Annotated in this window: 14 protein-coding genes; 2 read left to right on the top strand and 12 right to left on the bottom strand. The window is 35.4% G+C overall.

Annotated elements, in window-relative coordinates:
* Positions 1–8: 8 nt before the first annotated feature.
* Together CD112_RS08660 and CD112_RS08655 are read right to left on the bottom strand one after the other, a co-directional pair.
* Positions 9–1,157 carry a bifunctional cystathionine gamma-lyase/homocysteine desulfhydrase gene (locus CD112_RS08660; protein ID WP_103364169.1) on the bottom strand — a complete coding sequence of 383 codons (1,149 nt, stop codon included), beginning with the start codon at positions 1,155–1,157 and terminating at the stop codon, positions 9–11.
* A 15-nt stretch (positions 1,158–1,172) separates the two neighbouring features.
* On the bottom strand, positions 1,173–2,078 hold the full coding sequence (locus tag CD112_RS08655) for a PLP-dependent cysteine synthase family protein (RefSeq protein WP_103364168.1): 906 nt from the start codon (positions 2,076–2,078) through the stop codon (positions 1,173–1,175).
* Positions 2,079–2,638: 560 nt separating this feature from the next.
* Between CD112_RS08655 and CD112_RS08645 the strand changes: the two genes are divergently transcribed.
* Complete coding sequence (locus tag CD112_RS08645; protein ID WP_159081717.1) at positions 2,639–3,241, top strand: CPBP family intramembrane glutamic endopeptidase; 603 nt, start codon at positions 2,639–2,641, stop codon at positions 3,239–3,241.
* Between the two features lie 109 nt (positions 3,242–3,350).
* Here CD112_RS08645 and CD112_RS08640 read toward each other — a convergent pair whose 3' ends face one another.
* From CD112_RS08640 to CD112_RS08625, 4 genes are all read right to left on the bottom strand, one after another.
* Positions 3,351–4,682: a sodium-dependent transporter gene (locus CD112_RS08640; RefSeq protein WP_103364166.1), complete on the bottom strand. Its 1,332-nt coding sequence runs from the start codon at positions 4,680–4,682 to the stop codon at positions 3,351–3,353.
* A 303-nt stretch (positions 4,683–4,985) separates the two neighbouring features.
* Complete coding sequence (locus CD112_RS08635) at positions 4,986–5,549, bottom strand: TetR/AcrR family transcriptional regulator (RefSeq protein ID WP_103364165.1); 564 nt, start codon at positions 5,547–5,549, stop codon at positions 4,986–4,988.
* A gap of 281 nt (positions 5,550–5,830) precedes the next feature.
* Positions 5,831–6,556 (bottom strand): alpha/beta hydrolase, encoded by a 726-nt coding sequence (locus CD112_RS08630; protein ID WP_023014919.1) that lies wholly within the window; start codon positions 6,554–6,556, stop codon positions 5,831–5,833.
* A 158-nt stretch (positions 6,557–6,714) separates the two neighbouring features.
* Positions 6,715–7,215, bottom strand: coding sequence for an isoprenylcysteine carboxyl methyltransferase family protein (locus CD112_RS08625; RefSeq protein WP_023014918.1), 501 nt, complete (start codon positions 7,213–7,215; stop codon positions 6,715–6,717).
* Between the two features lie 412 nt (positions 7,216–7,627).
* Here CD112_RS08625 and CD112_RS08620 point away from each other — a divergent pair, with 412 nt between their 5' ends.
* Positions 7,628–8,245 carry a LysE/ArgO family amino acid transporter gene (locus CD112_RS08620; protein ID WP_002480369.1) on the top strand — a complete coding sequence of 206 codons (618 nt, stop codon included), beginning with the start codon at positions 7,628–7,630 and terminating at the stop codon, positions 8,243–8,245.
* Positions 8,246–8,435: 190 nt separating this feature from the next.
* Here CD112_RS08620 and CD112_RS08615 read toward each other — a convergent pair whose 3' ends face one another.
* The 6 genes from CD112_RS08615 to CD112_RS08590 form a co-directional block, all read right to left on the bottom strand.
* Positions 8,436–9,035, bottom strand: a complete 600-nt coding sequence (locus CD112_RS08615; RefSeq protein WP_103364176.1) for an alpha/beta hydrolase — start codon at positions 9,033–9,035, stop codon at positions 8,436–8,438.
* A 39-nt stretch (positions 9,036–9,074) separates the two neighbouring features.
* Positions 9,075–10,064, bottom strand: a complete 990-nt coding sequence (locus tag CD112_RS08610) for a ring-cleaving dioxygenase (RefSeq protein WP_103364164.1) — start codon at positions 10,062–10,064, stop codon at positions 9,075–9,077.
* 183 nt (positions 10,065–10,247) lie between these two features.
* Positions 10,248–10,796, bottom strand: coding sequence for a hypothetical protein (locus CD112_RS08605; protein ID WP_002480366.1), 549 nt, complete (start codon positions 10,794–10,796; stop codon positions 10,248–10,250).
* Between the two features lie 166 nt (positions 10,797–10,962).
* Positions 10,963–11,766, bottom strand: a complete 804-nt coding sequence (locus CD112_RS08600; protein ID WP_060804222.1) for a DUF4097 family beta strand repeat-containing protein — start codon at positions 11,764–11,766, stop codon at positions 10,963–10,965.
* Entirely contained in the window at positions 11,763–12,323 is a 561-nt protein-coding gene (locus CD112_RS08595) for an HAAS signaling domain-containing protein (RefSeq protein ID WP_023014914.1), read from the bottom strand. Before CD112_RS08595 ends, CD112_RS08600 begins: the two co-directional genes overlap by 4 nt.
* Entirely contained in the window at positions 12,316–12,639 is a 324-nt protein-coding gene (locus tag CD112_RS08590) for a PadR family transcriptional regulator (protein WP_002480363.1), read from the bottom strand. The genes CD112_RS08595 and CD112_RS08590 overlap by 8 nt, the downstream gene beginning before the upstream one ends.
* Positions 12,640–12,728: the final 89 nt, after the last annotated feature.

The following is a 12,728-nucleotide window of genomic DNA, read 5'->3' as shown; positions in this document are numbered from 1 at the left end:
ATATGAAATTATTTTTGTAATTGGTCTAAAGCTTGTTTTAAATCAGCGACTAAGTCTTCTGTATCTTCAATACCAACAGATAAACGGATTAAACCGTCTTCAATACCTTCTTTTTCACGCACTTCTTTTGGAATAGAAGCGTGTGTCATTAGAGCAGGTACTGAAATTAAACTTTCCACTGCACCTAAGCTTTCAGCTAATGTGAAGTATTCTGTTTCACGAATCACTTCCTTTGCGGCATCAATATCAGAAACTACAAATGACACAACACCTGTATGACCTGATGCTTGGTTTTCATGTACATCGTGATTTGGATGACTTTCTAAGCTTGGATGATATACTTTTTGAACATTAGGGTGTTCCGCAAGCATTTTCGCAACTGCCACTGCACTACGGCTGACTTGTTCCATACGTAAACCTAATGTTTTAATACCACGAATTAATAAATAACTGTCTTGTGGTCCAAGCACACCGCCTGTTGAGTTTTGAATGAAGCCAAGACGTTCAGCTAAATCTTCATCGCTTGTTGCGAGTAAACCACCGATAACATCACTGTGGCCACCGATATATTTAGAAGCAGAATGTAAGACAATGTCTGCACCTAATTTTAATGGATTTTGGAAATAAGGAGACATGAATGTATTATCCACTACAGAAATTAAATCATGCTTTTTCGCAATTTCTGCTGAAGCTTTAATATCCGTCACACGTAATAATGGGTTAGATGGTGTTTCAACCATTAACATTTTTGTTTCTGGTTTAATCGCCGCTTCAATTTTTTCAACTTCTGTTGTATCTACAAAGTCCGCATCAATACCGAAGCGATTGAACACTTTTGTCAACACTCGGAATGTACCGCCGTAGACATCAGAATTCACAACGATGTGATCACCTTTATCTAATAACATGATAACTGCAGACATCGCGGCTACACCTGAGCCGAATGCGAAACCAAAACGTCCATATTCTATATCTGCAATCGCACTTTCTAGGGCAGCACGTGTTGGATTACCACTACGTGAATATTCATAACCCTCACGCAAATCCCCGATATCATCTTGTAAATAAGTGCTTGTTTGATAAATCGGTGTCGTTACCGCACCTGTATAATCATCTGTTGTATGGCCGCCATGTACCATTTGTGTTTTCTTATTCATAAATCTTTAACTCCTTTACGCCTTATTTTTTCCCGAATAATTAAAAATCGATTTAGACATATAACGATCACTGCCGTCTGGGAAGACTGTGACAATCGTTCCTTTGTCTATACGTGCTTTAATTTCTAATGCACCTTGTAATGCAGCACCTGAGGAACTGCCTACTAACAGTCCTTCTTGTAGCGCAAGTTGTTTTACATTATGAAAGGCATCTTCATCTGTAATAGTTAAAATGTCCGTTACTAAACCTTTATCTAAGAAGCCCGGCCATTTTTCAGAACCGATACCTTCTGTGTCATGCAGGCGTTTTTTACCACCGTTTAACACTGACCCGACAGGTTCAACAATGACATTTTTAACACCGTGTTGTGCTAATACTTCGGCAGTTCCTGTAAATGTTCCGCCTGAACCGACACCTGCCACAAAGTAATCTACTTCCGGCAATTCTTTTAAGATTTCTTGTGCCATCGTATCTCGATACGCACCTGGATTATCTTCTGACTCAAACTGATTCGTATAATACGCACCATGTTCAGCCGCATAATCACGTGCCGCTTGTTGCGCACCTAACATACCGCCATTTTGCGGTGTACGAATCACTTTTGCGCCTAATGCTTCCATAATTGAAATCTTTTCTGCCGCAAAACCGATCGGCGCATAAATCACACATTGTAAACCATAGTGGTTCGCCGCAATTGTTAAGCCAATACCCGTATTGCCTGCTGAGGCTTCCACTATTGTGTCACAGCGCTTAATTTGTCCACGTTCCATTGCTTGTTCAATTAAATATTTGCCTAAGCGGTCTTTTACACTGCCGCCAGGGTTGAATTGTTCTAGTTTTGCATAAATTGATACTTTATCATCACTGAACGACTCTAATTTAACCAAAGGTGTATTGCCGATTAAATCAAATCCAATCATAGATGTCCTCCCCGTGAAATGCATGATGACAGGCCCGACTCCTGTTTCCCATCATTCATTCCCATTATTCCTATCGTACTGGTATGAATTATAGCGCAATGCAGTTGTAAATGCAATTTTCTCTTAAAGTGTAACTTAAAAATATTGATGTAACTTCATTGTGTCTATTCACAAATAATCAAAATAAAATTAATAAAGTGAACTTTTAATGAATCTAATGTAATTTATATAAAAATGTGATACATTAGTGAAAATTAAAAACTAGGAGAGGATGCAACGTGCTTCACACGCACAATACTTTTAAAAACTTCATACAAACTATTTTTCTAGCAATTAAATGGATTATCATATCAATACTACTCATGAGTGCTTTTATGTATAGCTTATTATTTGCGACTGATCACTTTGAAAATCCGATAACACTATGTGTACTTTATATTATTATTCCGATACTCGTTTTATTCGTTTATCAGTATTATTTGAAAATATGTCATATACCTTCTTTATTCAACCCCAAATACGTTCAATCAACAAAATTAGGTTGATCTATCAAATTTTCCTTGATTACTGTTTCCTATTTTTCCACAAGTATTCTAAGTAGACTTGTTTACACAGGCGAGTCAGAGAATCAAAAGATTTTAAAAGAGAAAGCTGTTGATTTTCCTTCTTCATTTCTTGGTACTAGTTTTAATGCACCTATCATAGAAGAAGTAATATTTAGAGGTATGCTTTTTATCATTATTTTAACCGCCACTTCTTTTCTGTTTAACGAAACTAACCGCAAATCCATGTTTTTGAGAATGGCAATTTATGTAACACTTTCTACAATCATTTTCGGCTTTCTTCATGTGGTAGTCTCAGGCGATTACCAGCATGTTTTCCCTTATTTAGTTCCAGGATTCATTTACAGTATCGTTTTTGCATTAACTAGAGATATCAAAATCACTATCTTACTGCACACACTTAATAATTCTAGCGTTCACCTCTATGAATATGGCTATGAACAGATTAATGTTGTTATTAATATCTTGTTAGTTTTAACTGCACTTATAGGGTTACTTGTCTATCTTAAATCTGATGACTTTAAACAGTTGCGTCATAAGTGGGAGCATCACCAATATATAAAGCTAAAGCGTAAATTCAATAAGGTGGAGACTCCATAAAACTTACTGGATACATTCTCAAATTAAGTTAGATATTGAGGTTAAATAGTAAAAAATTCCCGTTGCATACATGATGCAACGGGAATTTTCTTTTGTGATTCATTTTATTTTAATTAAAGAATTGGATGACGAAAACTAAGAGTATTACCACAGGCAAGACATATTTAACTAAGTAATACCAAGGCATAAAAATTTTCAAACGATCATTACCAAATACTGATTTCAGGTCTTCTTTTTTCAATAATTGACCGACAAATAAAGTCGTCGCAAGTGCGCCTAAAGGCATTAAAATATTAGAAACTAAAAAGTCCATATTGTCGAAAATCGTACCCGCTAAAAAGTGTATATGACTTAATGTACTAAATGATAAAGTTGCTGGGATACTGATAATAAAGACTAATATACTGCCGATTAAAGCTACTTTACCACGTTTACGGTTGTCATTCTTAGTAAAGTTAGACACATTCAATTCCAGTAATGAAATGGATGATGTTAACGCTGCGAATAAGAATAAAATCAAGAAGATGAAATAAAATCCTGGACCAAAGCTCATTTTCTCAAATACATGCGGCAGTACTTTAAAGAGTAAGCCAGGACCTTCTTCTGGTTTATAACCAAACGCATTGATTGCAGGGAAGATCGCTAAACCTGCAAGTAAAGCCACAATAATATTCATAATTACAATGGATAACGCAGAAGTTTTAATCGTCATTTCTTTAGGGACATAACTTGCGTACGTAATCATCCCTGTCGTTCCTAATGAGAGGGCGAAGAATGATTGGCCAAGCGCAAAGAGAATACCTTCCATAGATAGCTCTTCCATACGTGGTTCTAATAAGAAACGTACACCTTCAGAAGCACCTTCTAATGAGAGTGAACGTACCACAATTAATATTAAAAAGATGAACAGCAAAGGCATCATAACTTTAGATGCTTTCTCAAGCCCATGCTCAACACCTAACATAACAATTACCATCGTCACTAAGATAAAAGAACCTTGTCCTAAAATGGTATAAAGCGGACTTGAGATGACTTGTTCAAATTGAATACTGCCAAGTGTCCCGTCTCTTAGTCCTATTATCTGCATCGCAACTTGTGCGATATAAATCATAATCCAACCACCAACAACGCTATAGAAACCAAATAAGACAAAGACAGCGAGGTTACCGCTCCAGCCGATAACATTTGTCCATTTCTTATTTGATAATTTACCGAAAATAGCGGTTGTATAAGTTCTTCCAAGCTTACCGATTGTAAATTCCATAATGAGTAACGGCAAGCCTATAAAAATTGTAAATATTAAAAACATAAGTAGAAACGCACCGCCGCCATAGATACCAGCCATATATGGGAATTTCCACATGGCCCCTAATCCGATGGCCGAACCTGCGCTTGCTAAAATAAAACCGGTTGAGGTTTTCCACTGTGATTGTTTCGACACGCTGCTCATCCTTTTCTGTTATTTTCAGGCTAAAAACTAATTTACTTTAAAGCGTTAAAGCGTTCATGTAAGTAAGTATACTATAACACAAATATAGCAATCCCTCAACTAGCAATTAAACAGAATATCTTGTTGTAACCTTGTCATCATAGGCTTTCTCATATATTTTAGATTTTTTCTACCCCGTATCTCTTAAAGCTGCTTAACATTGCTTATGCATTCATTTTCAACTCAAAATGGCATAAAAAAAGATTACCCTTTTGGATAATCTCATCTTGCTTTAAAGTTACGATCAATATGCACTTATTCTAATTCCAGCAAAGCGTTTAATGTTGCTTCAACATCTTTTTCCATAGTATATCTGCGATAACTTAATTCATCAAAGTAATTAACGAAAGTTGTTCTAATAAAGCCGCTTTCCATAATACCTAACATTAAATCTTTAAACTCTCTGATAGGCATTGAAATGTCATTTACCTCGTAATAAAGTTCTAAAATACGATTCAATTTACTATGCAGTGTAGCAATACCTTGATACAGTTGTTCTTTAAACTCATTTGGTGCTTGGTTAAAGTGTATATACATACGTAAATAACTGATGTTAGGTTTAAAAACCATATCTATGATAAATTGACGTAAGTTTTCTAAAGTACGTTGCGATATATTTTCTTGTAAGTCTAAGATTCTATTAAAATATTGGATAATTCTATTTGAACATGCTTCATAAATATTAGCTTTGCTTGGGAAATAATAGTATAAGCTCGCTTTTTTTATAGATACACTGTTGGCTATTTCTTCTAAAGTACAACCGTAGTATCCTTTTTTCGCAAATAGCTCAATCGCGTTGTTGACTATTTCGTTTTTCATAACGAAATCCCTCCAATTCATCTTTCTCTTTCTCTTCTTCTTGGGTGGAAATATCTATTTTTCAGGGTAATTAGTTTTTGTTTGTTGATTTACAATCGAATACTCTATATTTAACTATCACAGTCAACACACGGTTCGAGTGTTCGTAGAAAATTTAATAGTAAAAGTACTCTTATGGCCATCTTATCATATACGAACACTCTGAAAAAAACATTATCTTGTATGATTTTACGCTACTTTCGTTGTTAAGTAAAACGGTTTCACAAAAATTCATTTTAATCTTACATAAAATTAATGATTTTTTCTATGATTTTTTGTTTCTCTGTGCTTCTTGTCATTAAATGACCTGAATCCTCAAAACATCCAGTTTCAATATCCGATGCATGAACCAACTTTTTAGCGATGCTATCTACACTTTCCTTATACGAAACATCATCTTTTCCACCGTATAATAACAGTGTCGGTGCTTTGATTCTGCCAAGCTCATTCATGGTTTGATTCACAAACGCTTCAAAATGGGCGGCACCCTCTTGATAAGCAGGCACATATGCCATTTCTTCTGCTTGTTCCTCTTCAGTACAACCAATATAGTATTGTAGTCGTGTACCATAATGGTTCAATCTGCTTAACACACCTTCTGCAGATTTATGATAAGGCACTGACATCCCAATCACACGATCTACGTCAAATTGTTCAGCTATTTTTAATGCAAAAATACCACCTAACGACACGCCAAGAACAGTGATTTTACGGTATCCCTTTGCATGTAGAAAACCATAAGCCGCTTCTGCATCTTCCCACCAATCTCTAATATCATATTGTACGAACTCAGAAACAGGCAGACCATGCCCCCTATAACAAGGCGCATAACAGGTATAACCCTCTTTATGTAATGCTTCTGCTACTTCTTTGACATCTTGTACAGTCCCAGTAAAAGAATGCAACAACAACACCGCTTCATCTCCCCCTTCCAAAAAGAGATGTTTCGGTGCTTTCACCTTCAACATACTTACTCACCTCCAACACATTCGTATTAATTCTATTATAGGTTCTCTTTCCTCCTTATTTCCACCTTCAATTAAACGCCATTAAATATTGTAAAACTCTTAACAAAAAAGACTAAGAACGTTTAAAATTTGTTCTTAGTCTTACACCGTTATGTTATTTATTTAAGATGTGCCATCGCGCTTTCTTCTTGTTGAATACGTACATATAGTGAAACTGCATACGGAATAAGCAGTACACTTACTGGATAAGCTTGTGTTAATAAAATCACACCGATTAATTCAGGAATAATATTTAAGAAGTAATTGGGATGTTTAACGAATTTAAAGAGCCCTGATTTTACAATATGATGTTCTTTAAGTATGTAGACCTTCAACGTCCAAATTGGACCTAGTGTACGAATGACCCAAAACAACATCACATAACTGACGATCAGTAATACGAGGCCAATTTGTGATACTACATTAAATGCGGGTTGAGCGATTGTCGCATAAACAAAGCTGACCACATAAATTAAAATATGTAATAACGCAAGATATTTTGAGTTCTTTGCGCCATATTGCACTGCACCTTGCGCAATCAATTCACGCTCATGACGAATAGAGATGGATAAAGAGTATAAGCGAATAATAAAGAATAAACCTAGAATCATTAAAACCATAAAAAGCGTAACCTGCCTTTTCTCAAAGAATTAAAAAATCCGAATTTTGAACGATAGCCAAAATCCGGATATCCAACGAATAAGGATAATTGGTTTCATATAGCGGTCAACTAATGAAAATCCATAGAAAATAATTACTTAATTTCCTATTTTCAGTGTAGCGTTTTGTATCTGCATACACCATAAACCAAAGTTTAATAAATTCTTAATTCGAGTTAACAAAATAGATTACAAACGAATGAGACACTGAATTATATACCTATCTTATTCATCTTTTTGTTATGCGTTGTTCACCGTTTAGTTTTTGTGTATACTACAAATTAACTAACATACATACAATCCCTCTTTATGTACACGCTTAGCCCAATCACAAATCAAAGAGACATTGTATAGAGAAAGTGGGTAGTCATTTATGTTACAAGCGATACTTCATGGTGTTTTGTTAGCGTTAGGTCTGATTTTGCCTTTAGGCGCACAAAATGTCTTTGTGTTTAACCAAGGTGCGAATCAGAAAAAATTGACGCATGCTTTACCTGTCATCCTCACTGCAGGATTTTGTGACACATTTTTAATTGTAGTCGCAATACTCGGTGTGTCTTTGATTTTAATGTCTATGCCGACGTTACAATTAGTGATCTATATCATTGGTTTTGTATTCTTAATCTATATGGCTTGGTCACTTTGGAAAGAAAAGCCTTCTAATATTGATGAAATTGAACCGATGAGTCCTAAGAAACAAATTCTATTTGCGCTCTCTGTTTCCTTACTTAACCCACACGCTATTATGGATACAGTCGGTGTCATTGGGACAAGTGCCTCAATCTATGAAGGGGATGACAAATTGGCCTTTTCTATCGCCACCATCTCCATTTCTTGGATTTGGTTTATCTTCTTGGCAGTTTTAGGACGTATAGTCGGCACTGTCGATAAGTCTGGCAAATTCATTTTAATTCTTAACAAAGTATCTAGCGTTATCGTTTTTTTGGTCGCGTTGATTATATTAAAGAATATTCTCGCTTTAATACTCTGAATTTAAAAAGATCTATCCGTATTAATTTAGCATCTGTGTCTGCAGAAGCTTTTTATTATACTTTCACATATTAAAAAGCACTCAGCACTTTTTGAATTTTAGTCAAAAAGCCTGAGTGCTTGATTACGGGGTTTGATTGAATTGGTCTGGAGGTCCTTCAATCACGTGTCTATTAAGCTATTATTTAAGTTTATTGTTCGTTCACAACTTTCACTGCTTCATTAAGTGACTCTTCAGTAATGCCGTGTGATTGTGTCCAATGTGTTGTAACATTCGCACCTGAACGTTGGAATAAATCAATTAAACGTTCACTTTCAGATACAGGTACGATAGGGTCATGCGTACCCATTGAAAGATAGATGTCTGTGCCACTTAAATCTTTCACATGGTCAATGTGTGTTGGATAAAGCCCTGCGAATAATAATGCTTTCGCAAATTTAGTTTCCTCACGTAATAGTAAGTTAATCGCAATGTTCGTACCATTTGAGAAACTAACTAAGATTGCATTTTCTAAATCAAAGTCATATTCTTTTGCGGCTGCTTGTAAGAACTCATATAATTCTGTGCCGCGTTCTTCTAAGTCTTTCCAATCATATTGACCTTCACCATGACGTTTGAAGAAACGTGTCATACCATTTTCATCCACATTTCCTTTCACACCTAACATGTTATAGTTTGGGTTCAAACGTAATGCGAGCGGGAATAAATCAGATTCGTCTCCACCTGTTCCGTGTAATAAGATGAATGTAGGTTGATCTGAACTTTGACCTTTTCTAAAAATGTGCTTCATTGTATCTAAAGCCATGATACCTGCCTCCTTAGTGATAAATTATTGATTTGTACGGCCTGGTTGGTTGTGGCGCGTTGTTTCAATATGACGTACTTGTGCTTCGATTTGTTCTCTTTTTGGTTCCAAGAATGGTGGTAATGATAAGATTTCACCTACTGTTTCGTATGGTTCATCTCCCATGAAACCTGGACCATCTGTCGCAATTTCAATTAAGATACCTGGATAGAATTTAGAATAAAGTGATTTGAAGAAGTAACGTTCTACAAATCCAGAGTTGCCGATTTGATATTTATTCAAACGGTCAATCCAGACATCTAATTCATCTTTATCAGCCACACGGAACGCAGTGTGATGGATTGTACCATAACCTTGCATACCTGGGTTGCCGCCAAGTTTACGTACGATAACTTGTCCGCCGTTACCGCCTTTTCCTGTTTCGAATAAATGATAGTCGCCTTCAGATTCAACTTTTTTATAGCCGTATACTTCTTCGAAAATTTGTTTGAATGGATCGAAACGGCTCACGTTTAATTCGATAGGTCCTAAACCGACAATCGCATATTCTTCTGGTACTGGCGCATTTTTCCAAGCAACACCTGGTTCTACACTGTCTGCTGAATCTGATTCATCAGAAATTAATGTGTAAAGTTGGCCATCAAAATCTTCAAAACGTAAGATTTTTTTACCGAATAGTTCTGTTGGCGCTTCATGTTTCACGTCAAACTCACTTAAACGGTCATTCCAAAATTCAATCGCCGCATCTAATGGTACACGTAATGTAATACGTGCAATTTCATCTGTTCCATGTGTACCTTTAGGAATTCCAGGGAAATCGAAGAATGTGACATCTGTTCCTGCATTCCCTTCATCATCCGCAAAGAATAAATGATACGTTTGGATATCATCTTGGTTTACTGTTTTTTTCACTAATCTTAGACCTAATACGTCTGTAAAGAAATCATATATTTTAATCGCATCACTTGTAATCGCAGTGACATGGTGCATACCTTTTAAGTTGTTGTTGTTCATTTATTTCATCTCCTTATCTTTGAATAACTTCCCTTTTCTACTCTTTTCTATCTTATAATGAGGACGTTGTTCTTCTGATATACTTATTATACTTAATATAATAATACTACTTTAGGAATAATGCAAGTATTTATGCTCATACATAAAAAAAGACCCCAAACTTGATATTTTGGAGCCCATTCACTATTGGTTAATCGCAGATTTTTGAACAAACTGCAATTCATAGATTGGATTTTCATCTAATTGATTGAAACTATCGATTTTACCGAATAACTCTATATGCTGTGTTTTACGGCTTAAGTTGTGTTTGAAGTTTATATCTACTTTTAAAGCTGCTTCATAGCCATTCTGTTGAATCGTTTCTTCTAATTCATGAAAGACACCTTCATTAATAGGCACAAGATAATACTCTTTACTTGGTAAAATACTGACATATTTCCTTTGAAGTACTTCTTCTTTACCCATGTGTGTGATTGTGACTATCACTTCTTTTGCGGCACCGCCGCCTAAGTTATACAGCTTTAAAAAGCGATTACTATCTTGGTTTGCTGCGCTGATATTAAATAACTTCAATCGATCATTTTTACTTGTCTGCAGTAAAATTTGATTAAAACCAATGGCTGGCGTAAATGAAATACGCAGTTGATAGAGTTGAATCGATACAGACACTAAATAGAACAAAGCCATAATAAATGTCCCGATAGATCCAATGGCTGATAACAGATTAATCATATATTTCTCCTTTCTTTCATTTTCGCAAAAGACATTCTAACGTATACACAAACGAGAAAAAAGTAATTAAACTTATATACGAAAATAAATTTAAAAATATTAATTTTATCAATATAAAGAAGCACCTAGACAGAACTTCTCTGCTTAGGTGCTCATAGTGATAACTTTAATTAATTTCTACTGTACCTGTATCTGATTCTAATTCAATTGTGTGCGAAGCATTGCCATAACGTTTTGCTTTTAAAGCAGGTTGATGAATATCCATATCTACATCTTCTTTATGAATAACCTTAGTATTTTTAGGTGGTTCTGCATAATCTACCTCAATATCACCTGTGTCTGATTGTACTTGGAGATTCACATCGCCTTTGATACCTTTGACTTCAGTATCACCTGTGTCATTTCCGATTCTCATATTTTTGAAAAGTGTTTGCGTGATTTCAATATCACCCGTATCACTTGTTAAATCTACTTTATTAAGATTAGCTGCTTTTAACACTAACTCTCCTGTATCCAATTGTGCTTCTAAATGATTCGCTTTTAAACCTTCAATTGTCATGTCTCCTGTATCATTATAAATTGTCACATCTGACAATTGACGTTCAGGTACTGTAATTGTGATGGTGCTGTTTGTGATATTTCCAAATGTAAAATTAATCGTAGGGTTTGGAAGTTTTGATTCAACCGCTAATGTATCACCTTTTATAGTACTGTTAATTTTTGTTTTTCCTTTAATACCACCTTCCCCCTTAACATGGAAGTGGTCACCTTTTTTAATGATAACGTTTGATGTATCCGTATTGATTTTCAAGTTTTTTATTTTCGCATCTTCATGCTTATAGTCTTTTGTGTAATGAATTGGATTATCAGCTTTTTTAAGTTGTTTTTTTCCTTCTACATAGCCCGCAATTCCGAAACCGACTGTAATCACTAAGCCTATACTAAAGATAATCAACAATGCTTTTTTCATGATTGCGCACTTCCTTTCACAACTTTAATATTCCAACGTAAATATTTCATAAAGAGAACGAAGCTCCATTTATAAGCAAGGTACGTTACTGTAAATAACATCAATCCGATTCCAAAGCATGTAAATGAAACGTAGATATCTAGAGGAATAATTTCTCCAAATCCATCTATCATGCCTTTGACCAGTAAGAATATAGGTGCAGCTAGAAAAGTAAGCGTCGCCACACCTAAAGATAAAAGCACACCGAACCATGTCGCAATTACAATGGTAATAACGAAGAAGTTTAAAATACTTAATCCCATAACCGCTAACACAGCATTCGTGACATTGCCGGCATTGCGAGAAGATTCTGCTTTATCTACCGCCGCATTCGCACTCATTTCACGCCCGATGTCTTTCGGATTACCTAATTCCCGGGAAATTTCTTCTTCAGTTTTTCCTGCTTCTTTACCACTGATGAAGTGTGTTTCATACTCGTTTAAAATATCTTGGCGTTCTTCCGGTGAAACGCGCGTTAAATAACGATTTAATAACTGTAAATATTCTTGTTTACTCATCTCTCTCACTCTCCTCAATAAATAAATCTACAGCTTCTGTAAAGGCCTTCCATTCTTCAAGTAGTGCTTCTAAACGTTCATGACCTTCTTCGGTAATTCGGTAATACTTGCGTGCTGGTCCTTCTGTCGACGGTTTAAAATAAGTTGTTAAATAACCTTCCTTAACTAAACGGCGCATTAAAGGATAGACGGTACCTTCTGCGATTGTGATACGCGGTGTTATCTTTTGTACAAGTGAATAGCCATACTGATCTTCACCTTGAATAATAAGCAAGACTAAAAATTCAAGTGCACCTTTCTTAAATTGTATATTCATAGCAAACCTCCAACACATTATTCAGTACTGTTTAATGTTTAATAGTAGTTCACTTATAATATACCCCTTACTATTAAATAATACAAGGT

It is taken from the genome of Staphylococcus simulans, from assembly GCF_002902285.1.
In the GTDB taxonomy this organism is placed as follows: domain Bacteria; phylum Bacillota; class Bacilli; order Staphylococcales; family Staphylococcaceae; genus Staphylococcus; species Staphylococcus simulans.
Note: the sequence above shows the minus strand (reverse complement) of the source record. Positions and strands in the feature narration are given on the sequence as shown.

Excerpts from the sequence above, each read along its gene's own strand:
- CD112_RS08610 (WP_103364164.1), bottom strand. The coding sequence starts at position 10,064 with ATGAACAACAACAACTTAAAAGGTATGCACCATGTCACTGCGATTACA.
- CD112_RS08595 (WP_023014914.1), bottom strand. The coding sequence starts at position 12,323 with ATGAGTAAACAAGAATATTTACAGTTATTAAATCGTTATTTAACGCGC.
- CD112_RS08655 (WP_103364168.1), bottom strand. The coding sequence starts at position 2,078 with ATGATTGGATTTGATTTAATCGGCAATACACCTTTGGTTAAATTAGAG.
- CD112_RS08600 (WP_060804222.1), bottom strand. The coding sequence starts at position 11,766 with ATGAAAAAAGCATTGTTGATTATCTTTAGTATAGGCTTAGTGATTACA.
- CD112_RS08615 (WP_103364176.1), bottom strand. The coding sequence starts at position 9,035 with ATGAAGCACATTTTTAGAAAAGGTCAAAGTTCAGATCAACCTACATTC.
- CD112_RS08635 (WP_103364165.1), bottom strand. The coding sequence starts at position 5,549 with ATGAAAAACGAAATAGTCAACAACGCGATTGAGCTATTTGCGAAAAAA.
- CD112_RS08590 (WP_002480363.1), bottom strand. The coding sequence starts at position 12,639 with ATGAATATACAATTTAAGAAAGGTGCACTTGAATTTTTAGTCTTGCTT.
- CD112_RS08630 (WP_023014919.1), bottom strand. The coding sequence starts at position 6,556 with ATGTTGAAGGTGAAAGCACCGAAACATCTCTTTTTGGAAGGGGGAGAT.
- CD112_RS08660 (WP_103364169.1), bottom strand. The coding sequence starts at position 1,157 with ATGAATAAGAAAACACAAATGGTACATGGCGGCCATACAACAGATGAT.
- CD112_RS08605 (WP_002480366.1), bottom strand. The coding sequence starts at position 10,796 with ATGATTAATCTGTTATCAGCCATTGGATCTATCGGGACATTTATTATG.
- CD112_RS08620 (WP_002480369.1), top strand. The coding sequence starts at position 7,628 with ATGTTACAAGCGATACTTCATGGTGTTTTGTTAGCGTTAGGTCTGATT.
- CD112_RS08625 (WP_023014918.1), bottom strand. The coding sequence starts at position 7,215 with ATGGTTTTAATGATTCTAGGTTTATTCTTTATTATTCGCTTATACTCT.